Genomic DNA, 16,489 nt, shown 5'->3' with positions numbered 1-16,489 from the left:
GGCTGTATGTTTGCACTGAAAAAATGGCTCTGGACGCAATGGCAGAAAATACGTGGTGCCGACCGCGCCTATGCCAAATACCTGGCGCACTTTCAACACTACCAGACACAAGTCGTCGATGACGCACTGCAACAATCGCTCAATATCCAGCCCATGAGCAAAGAAGCCTTTTTAAAAGCCTGGCAAAACAAAGGCTTGAAACCAGCAGGCAAATCCTGCGGCTGCAAAACCGGGGGCTGCTGCTAAGGGCTTGGCATGGAAATGATCAACACCCACTCTGGCAAACTGCGCGCCATGGGTTACGACACGGCCAGGCGTATGTTGCGCGTTGAACTCGAAGACGGCAGTGCACTGGAATATGCCAATGTCGGTGAAAGCCTGTGGCGCAACTTAAAAAACGCCAGTACCCCCTGGAGTTACTACCGCGACAATATTGAAGAGGAATTCACTGCCAGGCGCGTCTCCGGCAAGACTGCCACGACCGGCGGCAAAAACCCGCTGGATGATTTGTTTGGTTAATGCCTGAAGCGCCTTTCAACAGCATTAGGCAAATGGGTTTTGATCAATCACCAGCTTGCCCATATGGGCCCTCGACGTAAGCCTTGAAATAACGTGTCGCACACAAACCCAGTGTCGTGTGGTGCTTGGCAGGGGATAACCAGTCAATCAGGAAATCCATACGCTTTTGCCCCAAGCTATGCAGATAGCGCTCCAGTGACAATTGGTCCTGGTGAAAGTCATTATCCGCATGCAATGCCTCGGCAACACGGCGACCTGAGCGCAAGTCATAAATATTGCCATGCAGGCGTCCTTCAGGCATTTGGGGCAGAGGTGGTTTCTCAGCCATCCGCCAAGGCGCGCCTAATCGCGCCAGACGGGGCAAGCGCTCAAGCGCCTCACCCGCAATCCAGTCATAGAGCACTTGCCGCTCATAAGCAGTGAATACGCCGAACATCGGCGCTTTATCCGCCGTGATCATTTGCCAGAAACGGCTCTGCTCAGGGTCTTGATGGCGTTTAATCCAGCCAGTTTTTTGCATGACGTATAGCAACCTCGCCACCTGATCAGGATCAGCCAGCCATTCGTTGATGGTTTTTCCCTCAATCTCACAACGATTCGAGTGCATATACTGACCGATGCTGGCTTTGCTTTGCAACACGCGGACTGCTTCAGCCAGCAGGTCAAAATGTTTGATCAGGTCTAGCGTACCGAGGCCAGCGTTATTTAATTTAACGCCTGCCACAATCCGCGCCATATAGTTGTGTACGGAGCCAAACGTAGGCATCGCCTCGCTGACGGCATCAATCGCCGCCCTGGCATGCCCGCTATGGGCGTTATCAATGGTGGTATGCAAGGTAAAGTAGTAGGGGTCAATATTCAGCTCTTTGAGCTCATATGCCGTGATCAGCAAATGCAGTGGCAACTGTTCATAGCCGAGATTGAAACCAATCACTTCCGGCAGATGCGTTTCAACATTTGCCGCCAACGCCAACTGTACCGCACCTTGCGTGAAAAACTTGTCGTCCAGCGTACGCCAGTCATCACATTCATTCACTTTCAGCAGTTTGCTGTATAGCGCCACATGATTCATGGCCTCAATGCCATTGCCCAACTCTTCCAGATAAATCTTTAACAAGGAGGTAAAACGCGTGTCCTGCCAGTGGCGCGTAAAGCCATATAACCAGGCACCATCAACCATCTTTGTGGGCGCGACTGCGCGCAGAAAATACAAGGCGTGCGATTTGCTACTGAAATACCAGCGTGGTTCACCTGCTTTTCTGGCAGCAAGATACTCCTGGTACTGTTGGCCGACCGCGGCATGTTGCTCAAGCAACCACGCCTCCAGTTGCGCAGGGTGTGTGGGCACATTGGTAAAATGATGGCTGGTTTCCTGTAAATTGGCAGCCAGAAAACCCAGACTATCTGCCCGGCCCTTGCTAAAACCGGAAGGAGCCAAGAGTGAAAAATACATAGACTTGGCAGACCAGTCTTGGACTGTTTGCTTATGCTTCCCGATGTGTTTGCTGATGACTGACATCGCTGCGGTCTCCAATGCATTAACCTGCCAGATGGAATAGCCCCAAATGGAATAGCAAGTAGAAAACACATAAGTTACGCAGATATGATCAAACGCTCTATCAGACGATGTATGAGCGTCATGTAGGAATTCGCCGATTAAACAGAAAGTAACATTCTGTTAAGCTACTAACACTCACCTCTAAAGGACGGCATCGTGGAAAAACATCTCCATCCCCCATTAGAACAGTTACTGCTGGCGCTCTACGACCGCCACTACAGCTTTGTGACGGTGACGCCAGCAACCCATCACCTGGTAAACCAGCGGCGAGGCAATGCATGGGCAGAAAGCATTGAGGATATCTTCGGCTGGAACAGGCCCTTCAAGCGAGAAACGCTAGACGCAGGGCTATTTGCACGCATGCAAGAAGCCGATATTTTGCGGCCAGTGGAACAAGGCTGGCAGTCGCAAGTGCGCGTTTCAAGCATTCAAGACAAGCTGTTTTTACATTCCGGCTTTCCGACTGACGCCGCCGATGCCGTATTTTTCGGCCCGGACACTTATCGTTTTATCCATGCCATGTATGGTGCACTCTCCACGTTGCAAGACAAAGTGCGGCGCTGTGTCGACATTGGCACTGGCGCTGGTGTCGGCGCCATTTTGCTGGCCGAAGCATTGCCCTATGCAGAGAGCATAGGCGTAGATATTAATCCCAAGGCATTGGCGTTTGCCGCCATCAATGCGCAAGCCTGTCGCATTAGCAATGTGCATTTCCAATATAGCGACCTGTTGCATGACCTGCCAGGTGAGTTTGACCTCATGATCGCCAATCCGCCTTACCTGGTCGACCCATCCGCCCGCGCTTACCGGCATGGTCACGGCCCCCTGGGTGCACAACTTTCGCTGGATATTGTTGAGGCGGCATTAGCCCGGCTGGCACCGGGCGGCATCCTCATGCTCTATACCGGTGTCGCCATCACTCACGGGCATGACCCATTCATAGAGGCAGTCAAACACAGTACCAAAATCGCAGGATGCACTTATCAATACACAGAAATAGACCCGGATATTTTTGGCGAGGAGCTGGCTACAGCCGCTTATGCGCAGGCAGACAGAATTGCCGCTGTCTGGTTACTGGTAAACAAACCGACTATTGAAAGTGACACTCTGCTACAGTTAATCAGTGCCACCGCCAATACATAAGTGGTCACTCACTCTTACTCAATACCAGCGACAACAGATATACTCGGCAATCAAATTCATATTGCATATAGTTGGGTTCCATATGCAAGCACAACTGGTAAAACGCCTTGTCATGGTCGCGCTCTTTCAAATGTGCCAGTTCATGCACGACAATCATCTGCAAAAACTCCAGCGGTGCCGTTTTAAAAAACGCAGAAATACGGATTTCTTTCTTGGCCTTGAGTTTGCCGCCCTGCACACGTGAAATCGCCGTATTCAATCCCAAGGTCTGCTTTTCAATTGTCAGTTTGTTATCGAAATGTACTTTGTCGAGCAAAGGCGCATTTTTTAAATAGCGCTGTTTGAGTTCAATACAATAATCATACAAAGCCTTATCGCTTTGAATCGCATGCACCTGCGGATAACGCTGTTGAATATACGTCCCCAATTGCCCCTGCGCATGCAACTGTGTGATTTGCGCGCGCAAATGAGCGGGATAACCGGGGAGATATTGTTGAATCAATGCAGCAGACATGCCGCCATTTTAAAGAGCCATCATCATTGAAACAACCCAGACGTGCTGTTTGTGGCCAAGTGACACACACGCCGCAAACTTTGCAGCCTTTAAATGACTCCAACCTTCAAGGCCTTGATATAGCTAAACACAGCCGGTCAAAGCCTGTTAGAGTAAACACATCTTGTAAAGGGGATGCATCATGAGCAACGAACTCAAAGAAGCCAAACTGGAAGCGCACCTAGAAGCTGTAGATAAACACAAAGCGCTGCTAGAAAAACTGCACCTCAACGGCAATGCGCACCTGGACGAAGTGAATAACTCGTTACAGGAGCTCACCCTGACCCTGGAAGAGTATTTAAAGATTATTGGCATTCCCTAATCCCCCTGTCAGGCACGCCCCTGCTAATAAAAATTCGCGGCAAACAATGGCCAGCGCATTGCATTTCCAACGATGACATGGATATACTTGAGCATCAATAGAATAAAGTATCCGTAACACGTTTTTCAGCAACATTCGCAGTTAAATTCACACTCGTCAGACAAGTTTTTGTTGGTTCAAAAGGGGTCTGTCATGCATGATGACATTGGGGATATTGAACGGGCAAATATGCGCTTTCGCCAGGTGGTGGAAGCCGCGCCGACCGCCATGGTGATGGTGAACAACACCGGCGTCATCGAAATGGTGAATACCCAGACCGAGCTCATTTTCGGTTATAGCCGGGCCGAGCTTCTGGGCCAACTGATAGACATCCTGCTCCCGGAACGTTTTCGTCGCCAGCACCCACATCACCGCGCTTCCTTCTTTTCTGACTTAAGCCCACGCGCCATGGGCAGCGGCCGCGATTTATTTGGCCGCCGTAAAGATGGCAGCGAGTTTCCGGTAGAGGTCGGCCTCAACCCAATTGAAACCGATGATGGCATCAAGGTGCTATCAGCCATTACCGACATCTCCGCCCGCAAGCGCATGGAAGAGCGCTTCCGCCAGGTGGTAGAAGCCGCTCCCAATGCCATGGTGATGGTGAATAAAACCGGCATCATCGAAATGGTCAACAACCAGACGGAAAGCATTTTTGGCTACAGCCGTGACGAGTTACTGGGCAAAACCATCGACATTTTGTTACCTGAGCGCTTCCGTCACCAGCACCCGCATCACAGAGCGTCTTTCTTTTCTGACCTCAGCCCGCGCGCCATGGGCACCGGCCGCGACCTATTCGGCCGCCGCAAAGATGGCAGCGAGTTCCCGGTAGAGGTCGGCCTCAACCCGATTGAAACCGATGATGGGGTCAAAGTACTCTCGGCCATTACCGATATTTCTGCCCGCGTGAAAGCCAGTGAAAAACTGGCTGAGCACCGTGATGAGCTGGAGCGAAGCAATAAAGAATTGGCAACTTTTGCCTATGTCGCCTCACATGACCTGAAATCGCCATTGCGCGGCATCTTCCAGATTTCACACTGGATAGAAGAAGATCTCAACAATGGCCAGGTCGACGCGATTCCACAACACATGAACTTGTTACGCGGGCGCCTGCGCCGGATGGAACGCTTGCTGGATGACCTATTGGCTTACTCACGCGCCGGGCGCATGGAAGGTAGCGTCAGCCAGGTTGACCTCGGCAAATGGGCGCAAAACATTTTTGAGCTGCAAGCCCCGCCAGAAGGCTTTACCCTTGAAGTCGCCACAGACCTGCCCACCTTGACCACCCTCGCCACGCCATTAGAGCAAGTGCTGCGTAATTTATTTACCAATGCCATCAAACACCATGATCAGTCGCAAGGCCGCATCCAACTCAGCTGGAAACTTGCCGGTAAAAACTACTATGAATTCAGCGTGACCGACGACGGACCAGGCATTTCGCCAGAATACCAGGAGCGCGTCTACATCATGTTTCAAACCCTGCGGCCGCGCGATGAGGTAGAAGGCAGCGGCATGGGATTAGCGCTAGTGAAAAAGATTGTGGAAACCTACGGTGGCCAGACCAGCATTGCGTCCGACGGTATCCGTGGTTGCTCCATCCGTTTTACCTGGCCCATCAATATAGAAGAGAGACTGACGCGTGCAAATCTTGCAGAAGCAAAACTATAAAGAAGTCACCCTGCTTATTGTGGATGACGATGACATTGACGCCATCGCCCTGGAACGTGCACTGCGCAAGCTGCGGCTATTAAACACCGTGCTGCGGGCGCGTGATGGCCGCGAAGCGCTGGAGTTATTGCGTACTGGTGCCGTGCCAGCACCCTATATTATTTTGCTAGACCTCAATATGCCACGCATGAACGGCCTCGAGTTTTTGCAAACCTTGCGCACCGACCCTTTGCTGACCCATGCTGTGGTCTTTGTGCTCACCACCTCGAAATCCGACGAAGACCTGGTCGCTGCCTATCGCAATCACGTCGCAGGCTATGTCTTCAAACAACATATGGACCGGGATTTTCTTGAAGTCATCGGCTTTATTGAGCACTACTGGCGACTGGTCGAACTCCCGGTCACAAAGGAATAACAATGCGATTGCTACTTGTGGATGACGATGAACTGGATCGGATGGCGGTAATCCGCGTATTGCAAAACCCCAAGCTGGTTAAAGACATCGTGCAGGCAAATACCGCTGTGAGAGCGCTCAAACTTTATGATGAAAATCACTTTGATGTCGTCCTGCTCGATTACCGCCTGCCAGACATGGAATGCCTGGATGTCTTAAATCAACTCACGCAACACACCGACAAGCATGCCGCCGTCGTGATCCTCACCGGCATGGAAGATAACGAAGTGATAGAGCGCAACTGTATCTTTGCCGGCGCGCAAGACTTCCTGCTGAAAAAAGAGTTGTCTGAGCGGCACCTGACCAAGGCCCTGGTACACGCGCAGGCACGCCATGCCCTCAACAGCAAACTTATTGATACCCATAAACGCCTCAAATACCTGGCCGAAAACGACCCCATGACCGGGCTATCCAACCGCTATTATTTTGAAGAGCATTTGCGCGGCGCAATTCAGCGCGCGCATCGCCTGAATTTCCAGCTCGGCCTGATTTATCTCGATATTGATAACTTTAAACTGATCAATGACAGTTCAGGCCACGACTCTGGCGACCAGCTATTGCAGCAGATTGCACAGCGATTACTGGCTGTCGTGCGCGACGGCGATGTGGTGTGCCGCCTGGGCGGTGACGAATTTGCCATCGTCGTCCACGACCTGGATACCGAAACCTCGGTCGGCGCGCTGGCTCAACGTGTGCTCGAAAGCGTGCGCGAGCCGATTATCATCAACAACACCGAACATTTTGTCACCTGCAGCATAGGCATTGCCACCTACCCCAAGTGTGCACTCACTGCAGAAGACATGCAAAAGCACGCCGACCTGGCCATGTACCAGGTCAAACGCGAAGGCCGTAATGGCTTTCATTTTTACAGCGAAGACCTGCAAGACCAGATTCTGCACAGAATCATGCTTGAAAGCGAACTGCGTTCGCAACGCCTGCAAAACCAGCTGGTGCAATATTATCAACCAGTCATCGATGCAAAAAATTTCCAGGTGTGCGGCGCTGAAATGCTGATGCGCTGGAACCATCCGGTCAAAGGCCTGCTACCGCCGATTGCGTTTATCGACATTGTTGAGGAACTTGGCTTTTTAGCGGCTATTGACGCCCAAAACAGGCGGCTGGCGTGCATGCAGGTCGCGCAATGGCGCAACGACGGGCTCATCAACCATGCGTTTGTATTAGCGGTGAATGCCAGTGAACAACTGCTACAGCAAGAGAGCATGTACCAAGACATTCAAAATGACTTGGCAGCCACAGGCCTGCCGGGCGCATGCCTGTCCATAGAAGTCACCGAGAGCGTACTGGTATCAGACTTTGAAAAAGCGTCTGCCGTATTAAATGACCTCAAAGCCTTAGGCGTACAGGTCGCGCTCGATGACTTCGGCATCGGCTACTCATCCATGTCTTATTTAAAACGCCTGCCCGCCTCTGTGTTGAAAGTAGACCGCTCTTTTGTGCAAAACGTGCCAGAAAGTGAAGCCGACAGCCGCATCCTCAAAGCACTGATTGTCATGGCAAAAAGCCTGGATCTCGACGTGATTGTAGAAGGCATAGAAACCCTGGAACAAGCCAGCCTGTGCCGCGAGCTAGGCGCGGATATGCTGCAAGGCTACCTGTTTGCCAAACCGCTGTCACCGGATGACTTTGCCGCCTTTTTAAACGGGCACGACCCTGCCGCTTATCAGCGTAGCCTGCCTTAAACACAACATTTCAGCGTCAGTTCAATCGCAGTGACCGGCCTTGCCCGCCTGTCGTGCTACACTCAAGTCCATTATTCAACCAAGCAACAACCATGATTCAATACAACCCCAAAGACTGGCTCACCTTCATCTTCCGCTTTCACGAGTCAGATACCTTCCGCCAACTCATGCCCATGATGGCGCTCATCGGCGCTTATGCCGGTGGCATTGCCTACCTTGAAATCGAGTATTGGAAGCTGGCCGACAGCAGCCATGTGAAAAACCTCTCATTAATCCACACCACTGTTGGCTTTGTACTCTCATTATTGCTCGCCTACCGCACCAACACCGCCTACGACCGCTGGTGGGAGGGCCGTAAAGCCTGGGGTGCGCTGGTCAATAACAGCCGCAACCTGTCGATCAAACTATCGGCTTATTTGACCGACGAAAACGACCGCGATTTCTTTAAAAAAATCATCCCGACCTACGCCGCCGTGCTGTCGAAACATTTAATGAATGAAGACGTCAGCAAAATGCTATTTGATGGCCTCGATTTAGAAATCGACCACCACGAACACCACCCCAACCAGATCGCGCAGCGTATCTTCCAAAAAGCCAATGAGCTCTACACCAGCGGCAAAATCACTGGCGACCAGTTTTTTATTATTCACGAAGAACTCAAATCGTTTACCGACGTATGCGGCGTCTGCGAGCGCATTAAAAATACGCCTATTCCATACTCTTACAGCGCGTTTATCAAAAAATTCATCTTCTTTTATGTGATGACGCTGCCGTTTGGCTTTGTATTCAGCCTCGGCTATTACGTGATTCCGGTCGTCGTGTTTATTTTCTATGTACTCGCCAGCCTGGAGCTGATCGCCGAAGAAATTGAAGACCCGTTTGGCACCGATACCAATGATTTGCCCACGCCAAAAATGGCCGCAAACATTCAAAAGCACGTGGAAGAGTTACTTTGAAATAACGACCTTAGGAGTCAGCATCATGGAAGCTTCATTACACACACTGAACAACCTATTCGCCCAACTCGGCTTGCCGAATACTGATGCCGAAATCGAAAGCTTTATTCAAACGCACAGTCATTTGGCAGGCTACATTTCACTGGCTGACGCACCATACTGGACACCAGCACAAGCCGCCTTTTTGCGTGAAGAGATTTTGAAAGATGCTGACTGGGCAGAGGTGATAGATCAGTTGAATGCCAGGTTGCATGCGAAGTAAATCCGAAAAAATCTAAATAAAAATATCTTCTTAATGCCTTATATCATCATACTCATCGTTGCCTTCATGATTCTAGGCTTTGCGAAAGCGGAGGCCGAGCTAATATTCGACAAAGCTCAATTTGATGAGACAAGTGCGGATTACGATAAGAAAATCAATCAAAGCGAAAAGTTAGCAAAGTTATTTGCAAGTAACAAAAAGACCTTTCCAAATGCAACAAACCTTCCCGATCCAGAAGAAGCTAATAAGAAATATCAATCCCCAAAGATGCTCTCTGTCAGCGCCCCCGTATACTCACGAGAATTAAGGCGCTCTGGGCAGGAGGGCCGTGTTGAGGTCATTCTGTTAATCAGTGAAACAGGGGACGTTATTGATGCTTTGATATATAAATCGACCAATAACAATTTAAATGAGGCTGCTATTCAATCAGCTCAAAGCTGGAAATTTTCACCTGCATCGTTAGATGATGTATTTCGTCAGTCGGTAGTGATTGCGCCAATAAGGTTCGAGCTAAATAACAAGGAGCCTCCTCCCAGAAAACCTCGTGCATTTGACGCTCAATTACCCACTGTCGACTATCTCCATTAGTCCTAAAAACTTTCTACCTCACACTGAACATCTCTTCCACTCACCTCTGCTTATCCATCATTGAGCAGTGATCAAAACTGCATAAAAATGCCTGACTATTTCGCGGCATTTTAATTTCAATCAGATTTAGTTATAGTTCTTAAAAAATCCTTATAAGGCTTAATGAATGAAAGCTATTTCAGTCGGGTGTTTGTTTGCTTTAGTCACGCTTCTTTCGGGCTGCGTTACTAATAATATGACGGGCAGATCGCAATTGATGATTGTGTCTGAAGATGCAGCCATCAATAAAAGCTCCTCACTGTATAGCTCAATGATTGATGCTTACGATAAAGAAAAGAAACTCAGTGGTGACGTTGAAACGAATCAGCGTGTGCAAAAAATCACTAACCGGCTGGTGGAGCGTGCCGTTTTATATAAGCCAGAATCACAAAAGTGGAAATGGCAAGTTAACGTGGTTGAGTCCGACGAGATTAATGCGTTTTGCATGGCTGGCGGCAAAATGGCGGTCTATACCGGCCTGCTTGAGAAGGTCAAACCAACCGACGACGAGTTAGCGCAAGTCATGGGCCACGAAATTGCACATGCACTGGCTAACCACACCGCAGAAAAAATGTCGGTCGATATCCTGACCAAAATTGCCGTCGCAACAGTCACCGTGGCGGTCGCCGCATCGAGCAACGGCACGCAACAACAAAATAATAACAATGTGCAAACAGCCAACCAGTTAGCCATTCTTGCTGGTGGCGCATTTGTGACGCTGCCTAACAGTCGTGGCGCAGAAACCGAGGCAGATAAGCTGGGGATCGAAATTGCTGCACAGGCAGGTTACAACCCGGCCGCCTCAGTCACATTGTGGGAAAAAATGATGGAGGCCACCGGCAATAAAAGCAAAGGCGATTTTTTAAGCACACACCCCTCCCCACCTAACCGCATCGAAGCATTAAAAGCACTGCAAGAGCCCATGCTGAAAATTTATACAGATAGATTGCCGGTATATGCTGACTACAAATCTGAGTACATCTATGTGCGAACAGCCAAAAATGATTGGCTGGAAAACTCATCTAATGTCAGGGTCATTGAAGAAGGCAAATCCAGCCTGGTTGACCCACCAGCCATAGACGCCACCAAGGCCATCGCATTTTATTCCAGTGACTTTGAAGCCTTTAAGGCAGGCACGCTCGAAATGAAATGCGAAACCTGTGGGCTTAAGTTTTATATGAATCAAAGTGACTTAAAGGGGCTGCACAGCAAACAAGACTGGCGAGGTTTAGTGCATAAAGTCATTAACATCAACTACATGTTTGACCTCTCCTATTACTACTTGGCGCAGGCCGCGTACGGCATGCAGAATAATGCGGTTGGTGATATGTATATGTCAAAAGCACGAGAGTTAGCAAAAACAGAAAAATACGCCTGTGCCACTGCCAAGATGAATAAATGCGGTGAAATCAAAATAAGCGAAGAGTCTGAAGTGTCCGCAGTCGCGAATTAATGATCCAATCTTGGATTTCTCAATCGCTCAGGCAGATCGCACTCTCATGATTCAATGCGAGCCCCAAAAGATGGCCTACGACTTTACCCTGCCGCCAACATACACCACGCTGAGACTGCAAAATCTAAGCGTGGACGAACAAACCAGGCTGCTGCCGCAAGTATTTGCGCTTGCCAGAGAGCAGTATCCCGAATGGCCTGCAGAGCAAGTGCAAAACTGGCTCAATGCTTTGGGTGGTGGCAATGAGAATGGTACAAAAATGGCGGTCTCGGTAGTGCTGGATGCGCAGAAAGAAGTGGCCGCCACCAGCGCACTGGAGTTGTATGACAATGGCACAGCCATGATCAACTACAGCCTGGCCCAAAAAGAGGCCGACAATCATTCCTTCCCCAGCTATGCAGCGCTTATTTACGCCGCCACTAAAGACATGGCGACGGGCATTAAAGAACTACAGACACGCGGTAAAACCATCCACTTTGTGGGCAAAGAGCATCATTTACAAAGCCTGCGCGCCATTGCTGGCTATTATGCCGTTGGCAACGTGCCAATTGACTGCCCCACCTCACTATTAACAAATGAAGTGAAGTATTACGAAGTAGCATATGGCGACCCGGCAGAGGTAGAAAACCAAGCCAGGATAGACCATGCATTTATGCTGGCAGACCCGAAAGCGGGTTATACCCAAGAGGAAGATGTGCACCTGTGGCTGTTGGGCGACTTTACCCCCAGCGACCCGAACAAGCCTCTGGCCGAATCGCTCAGGGCGCTTGCGGAAAGCTACGCTAAAGAGCACAGCATCTTCCGCGAAAAAGATGTCCGCTTAGACCCCGGCTATATTTCGCTAAACCAGCTGGCTGACCATTTGCCAGCCACAGCGACCTATCAACAAGCCGTACAAGCCTCGGCACGTGGCGCAGCAGAATGGATGGGCTTGGCTGAATAAAGCACTTATCAAAAGCGCTCAAGTCTGAGATTATTCATTCGACGCATACCCACACACAAGGAACAGGCATGGCGCAAATAGAAAGCGGCTTTTTGGCAAAGTTACTCACCAAAACGATGTTCACTGGAGTGGTGCTGTTCGCGCTGTGTTCGGCCAACCTGGCGCAGGCAAACACCTTAGAAGAAGCCAAACAAAAGCTATCGCAAAAAGACTATGCCGGTGCCCATGCGATTTATCTGTCACTCGCTAATAAAAACGATGCCAAAGCCTGCTACAACCTGGGCCTGATGTATCAAGATGGCGATGGCGTGGCCAAAAACATGGACGAAGCGGTCAAGTGGTACACAAAATCGGCAGAGTTAAATTACAAAGAGGCGCAATACACGCTGGCCTCACTGGTGTTTCAGCGCCAGATTCAAAGCATCAGTTACCCTCAAGCGGTGACTTATTACGAGCAAGCGGCCAAGCAAGGGCATGTGAAATCGCAGCTTAATTTGGGCATGCTATATTTGCGCGGTGATGTGATTGCGCAAGACATACCCGCCGCCGTGCAATGGCTAAGCCTGGCCGCAAGCAACAACAATAGTGAAGCGCAAGGTTATCTAGCCGACTTATACCAGCAAGGGGTTGGGGTGGGACAAGATACCGTTAAAGCGGCGATGTGGTTACTGCTGGCGACGCAAAACGAAGACAAGCACTTGTTGAATCGCCACACCAAAATGCTTAATTATCTTTTGGCGCAAATGACCGATGAGCAAGAGGCCTCTGCTACTCAATTGGCGGCACAGTGTAAAAGTCAGCAACTACAAGGGTGTTAAGTACGAATAAGCCTGAAAAGTTTGCAGGCTCTAAACCTGGCAGCTTCTGCTGCATCGGTGGTCAAGTAAACTCGACCGTTTTAGGTCATGCCGGGCGAGCGCCACATGATGGGTGACAATAAACACCCGTGGTTTTGACTGAATAATAAAACTGACCATCTGCCTGAGTATCTCTCGCCAGCACTTGTTGCCAGCGAGGGTCGTTTAGCGTTTTCTCTTCTGCTGCATCTTTCGTTTTTGAACTCAACATATCTTGATCTCCATGTGATAAGTGAAAGATAAGATCATTCAATTCAAAAAACTCTCACTCTTGCTTTTGAATTCTATTCCATATGTTTCTAATTGTTTGATTCAATCGACTCATAAACCAAAGGACTCTTCTTAAAACTAGAGATTCAATATGAGGGAAAGGTAAGTTACGTATCATTTTTAACTTAATAGCTCCCGTTTGCCACATATTGAAGTCTTTTAAGTCTCGTTTAATCTCTTTCACAAAATCAGTGTCAATTTCATCGAGTCCAAAGTTTACATAAAGAAAATCAACGGAACTAAGATGCTTTTGCCCAGGCTCAAAAACAATACCTAAAACTTCATCAACTTTCTTATAATTTAACTTACAACCTTGGATATAGAGCATCAATTCAGACCTTCTCATAGCCTTGTAATCTGAAACACTGCATCCATCTGGGCTTGATAGCGCCATAAAAATATAAGCTCTTCCACTTTTGGCGGAACTCATAACTGTGCGTGTGTACCGCTTGCCTTTCTTATCAAGATTATTTGCTATGTAGAAACTCTCACCCAATACCCTTCTAGTCAATCTATTTTCCGAAGCCATGATACGCATCACGCGTTCATAAACTTCCGGTGAATCATCACCAGTAAGAGATTCAGCACTCCCGTCAATAATATGTCGATTTTGAAATTCAATTAAAGCATCCCAGATGTAGCTAATTTCATTAGCCTCATATCTTGATGCATAACTTTTGCTATTAATAAATCGCTGCCAATCCCCTTCATTCAGTGCAACTAAGGCGCCATCAGGTATCTCAGGAAAATGATGTTCATTTTTCTTATAGTCGAAATGAGAAAGATAAAAGGCCAACAACTCCTCTTCACCAGGAACAATAAAATCTAGCTCATGATTACAAAAAATCTTCTCTTTCTTGGTTAAGTAACTAACGAAGTCAGATATCGTATCTAATTCATTTAAAAGGATATCTAGTGTTGTTTCATCTAGAACATGTACTAATCGTTTATTAGGTAAAGACCAACCGATACAAAATGGTGAGTTTTTATGGTCATCTTCAACTAATGTCGTATTAATAAATAAGCTACTAGAGCCTCCTTCTCCCCAGTACTTCTTAGCATATTCACGTGATCCACGAGCGACCGCCACTAAATGAATTCTGCAGTCTGATAGCCTTGGTAATTGAACAGGTAAGGTAGATGTACAGGCAGGATCTAGAAACAGTCTATCTGGAAAACGCCTTATCCATGACTCTGCCCCACTCAGTTGTTTTGCAGACTTCTCAATTGCTTTTCTAAACCATCTAGACCAAGCAATCTCTATGTCACTGTGAGGAGTAAATTTGCAAGCCTTATCAGAAAAAAGAATGATGTCATTACCAAAAACCACTAATAAATCACAAAGCTCTTTTCCATTACCTTTGCCATGCTTTCCCTCATCTGTATAGACATTTGGAAAGCTCCACAAAGATAAAAATACTTTTCTTGCAAAATTTACTAAGTATCGCTCTGACTCTGTTGTACTAGTTGATATTCGCAGGCTATTCCAAGCGCTATTACACACTGAACTTTTAACTCCAACCGTTTAACTGAACCATCATTAACCGCTAAGTCCTTAGGGTGGTTATTCTTCTTGGTCTTCCGGATAAGCAGGTTGTTGAATAGCAACCCAGCCCGCTCGTTCAATCCCCACGCCAGTTCTGACACATTTACCCTCAGTTTCAAACCAATTTCCGCCTCGATGCATCATAGCCCTTTGTACCGACTTTTTAGGGTGATCTTTATCTGCTTTTGCGGAACTACAATAAGCACTCCACGTTGATTGACCTGTTTGATATTTCAACCTGGGCCCAACTAGCTGATCTAGTATTTCAGTAGAGACATTATGTCGGCCACCATGATGCGGCACTTGAAATTTATCTATCCCAGGTAAAGTAAGTCCAACATAAGGCGCATAATCAATGACCTCTTGCAAAGCCTCCCTTCCTGCATCGCCAGTCAATAAAATTTTATTGCCATTTAAATACGCCGCCTGAACTACACTCATTTCATTTTCACGACTTGTAGGTTCTGGTGGAAAATACTCCTCTCCCCACAATGATTTTACATAGCTCGTTGCCTTCTTTACCGCCCCCCAAAGCCCGTTTACAGCACTGTCAAAAATAGGCTCATCCACTTTCTCCGGTGTTTTTTCCGAATCTACAATAAGCTCTAAATATCTCGTCAAAGTAGGAGCCATCACAAGAAATGCGCCAATCGCTTGCCCTTGAAGAGGGGCATGTATCGGGATATTCCTTGCCATAGCAATGTCTTCTAACGTAGCTGTAGCATCATAAGTTGAGCGTAACTTTCTTCTTAACGCATCAACAGAACTGTATCCCTCAAACTGCTCAATCAACCTGTCCGCATAAATCCATGGCCTATTCATCCATAAATTGCGAACTGTACATCGTTCCAACACTGCCCTTAAACCATTTGCATGATCACGATCTGGATGAGTTAGGACTACATGGTCGACAACAGTAGTGCCATAGTATGTTTTTAAATGCTCAATAATTTGATCTCCTGTTTCGACGTATCCACCATCAACCACATGAATAGCCGAAGCACCGTTTACAGAGTAGCGCAAAGTGATTGCATCTCCACTTTTCGCCGTCTCTACTCCAAGGAAATCAATCTCAAAATAATCCGCCATAACTACGTTCCCCTTACTTAGCAGAAGCAACTCTTTTATTTATGTATGCAGTTTGTTTACGATAAGAAAATAGAAATAGTAATAAAACAGCAACTGAAAAAATGATTAATCTGTGTTCATAAAACCATACACACTCATTTGCTAATTTTTCATATCCAATTGCGATGAGGATTAGAACGAAGGTTGCGATTATTACTCTGTAAATATTATTGGACTCAGAAAGAATATCGATTTTAGGGTCTTTCTTAGATGCTTCAACAAAGTTCTCATAGGAAGCAAACTTTATAAAGCCAACCTTCTTTAAAATGGGCTCGATTATTAGAGAACCGATTCGGCCAATTATCAGCCCGACAAAATAGCTAATAAAAAAAGCTTTTGCGAGGTTTTCCCCCAACAAATCAATACTCAGCAACTCATTGAAAAATGTCAAAAAAATGACTCCAGGCAATAAATTGTTGAATAAATTATAGGATGTCAGCTTATCTAAAAAATCTTGCATCACTTTTCCTTAAACAGTTGATTTTACAAACATC

General features: G+C 47.7%; 19 protein-coding genes. 13 read left to right on the top strand and 6 right to left on the bottom strand.

Translation table 11 applies throughout. The annotated features are described in order from the left end of the window. Window positions 1-6: 6 nt before the first annotated feature. Together INP79_RS01665 and INP79_RS01660 are read left to right on the top strand one after the other, a co-directional pair. A complete protein-coding gene (locus tag INP79_RS01665) occupies window positions 7-246 on the top strand; it encodes a hypothetical protein (protein WP_194752683.1) in 240 nt (79 codons plus the stop codon). 9 nt (window positions 247-255) lie between these two features. Beyond that, complete coding sequence (locus INP79_RS01660; protein ID WP_194752682.1) at window positions 256-519, top strand: KTSC domain-containing protein; 264 nt, start codon at window positions 256-258, stop codon at window positions 517-519. 43 nt (window positions 520-562) lie between these two features. Here INP79_RS01660 and INP79_RS01655 read toward each other — a convergent pair whose 3' ends face one another. Continuing rightward, entirely contained in the window at window positions 563-2,038 is a 1,476-nt protein-coding gene (locus INP79_RS01655) for an iron-containing redox enzyme family protein (protein WP_194752681.1), read from the bottom strand. A 195-nt stretch (window positions 2,039-2,233) separates the two neighbouring features. Here INP79_RS01655 and INP79_RS01650 point away from each other — a divergent pair, with 195 nt between their 5' ends. Continuing rightward, complete coding sequence (locus INP79_RS01650) at window positions 2,234-3,220, top strand: class I SAM-dependent methyltransferase (RefSeq protein ID WP_194752680.1); 987 nt, start codon at window positions 2,234-2,236, stop codon at window positions 3,218-3,220. Window positions 3,221-3,224: 4 nt separating this feature from the next. Here the strand turns inward: INP79_RS01650 and INP79_RS01645 are convergent, their stop codons facing one another. Continuing rightward, a complete protein-coding gene (locus tag INP79_RS01645) occupies window positions 3,225-3,734 on the bottom strand; it encodes a YgjP-like metallopeptidase domain-containing protein (RefSeq protein WP_194752679.1) in 510 nt (169 codons plus the stop codon). A 181-nt stretch (window positions 3,735-3,915) separates the two neighbouring features. Between INP79_RS01645 and INP79_RS01640 the strand changes: the two genes are divergently transcribed. From INP79_RS01640 to INP79_RS01595, 10 genes are all read left to right on the top strand, one after another. Then, window positions 3,916-4,095 (top strand): hypothetical protein, encoded by a 180-nt coding sequence (locus INP79_RS01640; protein WP_194752678.1) that lies wholly within the window; start codon window positions 3,916-3,918, stop codon window positions 4,093-4,095. Between the two features lie 192 nt (window positions 4,096-4,287). Next, window positions 4,288-5,799 (top strand): PAS domain S-box protein, encoded by a 1,512-nt coding sequence (locus tag INP79_RS01635; protein ID WP_194752677.1) that lies wholly within the window; start codon window positions 4,288-4,290, stop codon window positions 5,797-5,799. Continuing rightward, complete coding sequence (locus INP79_RS01630) at window positions 5,771-6,214, top strand: response regulator (protein ID WP_019881049.1); 444 nt, start codon at window positions 5,771-5,773, stop codon at window positions 6,212-6,214. The genes INP79_RS01635 and INP79_RS01630 overlap by 29 nt, the downstream gene beginning before the upstream one ends. A 2-nt stretch (window positions 6,215-6,216) precedes the next feature. Beyond that, window positions 6,217-7,953: a bifunctional diguanylate cyclase/phosphodiesterase gene (locus INP79_RS01625; RefSeq protein ID WP_194752676.1), complete on the top strand. Its 1,737-nt coding sequence runs from the start codon at window positions 6,217-6,219 to the stop codon at window positions 7,951-7,953. Window positions 7,954-8,045: 92 nt separating this feature from the next. After that, window positions 8,046-8,909 (top strand): bestrophin family protein, encoded by an 864-nt coding sequence (locus INP79_RS01620; RefSeq protein ID WP_194752675.1) that lies wholly within the window; start codon window positions 8,046-8,048, stop codon window positions 8,907-8,909. A gap of 25 nt (window positions 8,910-8,934) precedes the next feature. Then, window positions 8,935-9,171, top strand: a complete 237-nt coding sequence (locus tag INP79_RS01615; RefSeq protein ID WP_194752674.1) for a DUF2789 domain-containing protein — start codon at window positions 8,935-8,937, stop codon at window positions 9,169-9,171. Between the two features lie 33 nt (window positions 9,172-9,204). After that, window positions 9,205-9,759 (top strand): energy transducer TonB, encoded by a 555-nt coding sequence (locus INP79_RS01610; RefSeq protein ID WP_194752673.1) that lies wholly within the window; start codon window positions 9,205-9,207, stop codon window positions 9,757-9,759. A 256-nt stretch (window positions 9,760-10,015) separates the two neighbouring features. After that, window positions 10,016-11,251, top strand: a complete 1,236-nt coding sequence (locus tag INP79_RS01605) for a M48 family metallopeptidase (RefSeq protein ID WP_228519784.1) — start codon at window positions 10,016-10,018, stop codon at window positions 11,249-11,251. Between the two features lie 46 nt (window positions 11,252-11,297). Then, window positions 11,298-12,194: a hypothetical protein gene (locus tag INP79_RS01600; protein WP_228519676.1), complete on the top strand. Its 897-nt coding sequence runs from the start codon at window positions 11,298-11,300 to the stop codon at window positions 12,192-12,194. Between the two features lie 68 nt (window positions 12,195-12,262). Then, window positions 12,263-13,012, top strand: coding sequence for a tetratricopeptide repeat protein (locus tag INP79_RS01595; RefSeq protein WP_194752671.1), 750 nt, complete (start codon window positions 12,263-12,265; stop codon window positions 13,010-13,012). Between the two features lie 85 nt (window positions 13,013-13,097). Here the strand turns inward: INP79_RS01595 and INP79_RS15425 are convergent, their stop codons facing one another. Genes INP79_RS15425 through INP79_RS01575 form a run of 4 tightly spaced genes read right to left on the bottom strand, consistent with a single transcriptional unit; the run spans window position 13,098 to window position 16,455 of the window. Further along, the gene (locus INP79_RS15425; protein ID WP_228519675.1) at window positions 13,098-13,262 is read right to left on the bottom strand and encodes an Ada metal-binding domain-containing protein; all 165 of its coding nucleotides are present in this window, start codon (window positions 13,260-13,262) and stop codon (window positions 13,098-13,100) included. A gap of 54 nt (window positions 13,263-13,316) precedes the next feature. Further along, window positions 13,317-14,825 (bottom strand): hypothetical protein, encoded by a 1,509-nt coding sequence (locus tag INP79_RS01585; RefSeq protein WP_194752670.1) that lies wholly within the window; start codon window positions 14,823-14,825, stop codon window positions 13,317-13,319. A 60-nt stretch (window positions 14,826-14,885) separates the two neighbouring features. Further along, window positions 14,886-15,956, bottom strand: a complete 1,071-nt coding sequence (locus tag INP79_RS01580; RefSeq protein ID WP_194752669.1) for a ComEC/Rec2 family competence protein — start codon at window positions 15,954-15,956, stop codon at window positions 14,886-14,888. Window positions 15,957-15,969: 13 nt separating this feature from the next. Next, window positions 15,970-16,455 carry a hypothetical protein gene (locus INP79_RS01575; RefSeq protein WP_194752668.1) on the bottom strand — a complete coding sequence of 162 codons (486 nt, stop codon included), beginning with the start codon at window positions 16,453-16,455 and terminating at the stop codon, window positions 15,970-15,972. Between the last annotated feature and the right edge of the window lie 34 nt (window positions 16,456-16,489).

It is taken from the genome of Methylophilus sp. QUAN, assembly GCF_015354445.1.
Classification (GTDB): Bacteria; Pseudomonadota; Gammaproteobacteria; order Burkholderiales; family Methylophilaceae; genus Methylophilus.
Note: the sequence above shows the minus strand (reverse complement) of the source record. Positions and strands in the feature narration are given on the sequence as shown.

Bases quoted from the DNA above. Each gene is read 5' to 3' on its own strand.
- INP79_RS01665 (WP_194752683.1), top strand. From the start codon at position 7: ATGTTTGCACTGAAAAAATGGCTCTGGACGCAATGGCAGAAAATACGT.
- INP79_RS01660 (WP_194752682.1), top strand. From the start codon at position 256: ATGGAAATGATCAACACCCACTCTGGCAAACTGCGCGCCATGGGTTAC.
- INP79_RS01655 (WP_194752681.1), bottom strand. From the start codon at position 2,038: ATGTCAGTCATCAGCAAACACATCGGGAAGCATAAGCAAACAGTCCAA.
- INP79_RS01645 (WP_194752679.1), bottom strand. From the start codon at position 3,734: ATGTCTGCTGCATTGATTCAACAATATCTCCCCGGTTATCCCGCTCAT.
- INP79_RS01640 (WP_194752678.1), top strand. From the start codon at position 3,916: ATGAGCAACGAACTCAAAGAAGCCAAACTGGAAGCGCACCTAGAAGCT.
- INP79_RS01635 (WP_194752677.1), top strand. From the start codon at position 4,288: ATGCATGATGACATTGGGGATATTGAACGGGCAAATATGCGCTTTCGC.
- INP79_RS01625 (WP_194752676.1), top strand. From the start codon at position 6,217: ATGCGATTGCTACTTGTGGATGACGATGAACTGGATCGGATGGCGGTA.
- INP79_RS01620 (WP_194752675.1), top strand. From the start codon at position 8,046: ATGATTCAATACAACCCCAAAGACTGGCTCACCTTCATCTTCCGCTTT.
- INP79_RS01615 (WP_194752674.1), top strand. From the start codon at position 8,935: ATGGAAGCTTCATTACACACACTGAACAACCTATTCGCCCAACTCGGC.
- INP79_RS01610 (WP_194752673.1), top strand. From the start codon at position 9,205: ATGCCTTATATCATCATACTCATCGTTGCCTTCATGATTCTAGGCTTT.
- INP79_RS01605 (WP_228519784.1), top strand. From the start codon at position 10,016: ATGATTGTGTCTGAAGATGCAGCCATCAATAAAAGCTCCTCACTGTAT.
- INP79_RS01600 (WP_228519676.1), top strand. From the start codon at position 11,298: ATGATTCAATGCGAGCCCCAAAAGATGGCCTACGACTTTACCCTGCCG.
- INP79_RS01595 (WP_194752671.1), top strand. From the start codon at position 12,263: ATGGCGCAAATAGAAAGCGGCTTTTTGGCAAAGTTACTCACCAAAACG.
- INP79_RS15425 (WP_228519675.1), bottom strand. From the start codon at position 13,262: ATGTTGAGTTCAAAAACGAAAGATGCAGCAGAAGAGAAAACGCTAAAC.
- INP79_RS01580 (WP_194752669.1), bottom strand. From the start codon at position 15,956: ATGGCGGATTATTTTGAGATTGATTTCCTTGGAGTAGAGACGGCGAAA.
- INP79_RS01575 (WP_194752668.1), bottom strand. From the start codon at position 16,455: ATGCAAGATTTTTTAGATAAGCTGACATCCTATAATTTATTCAACAAT.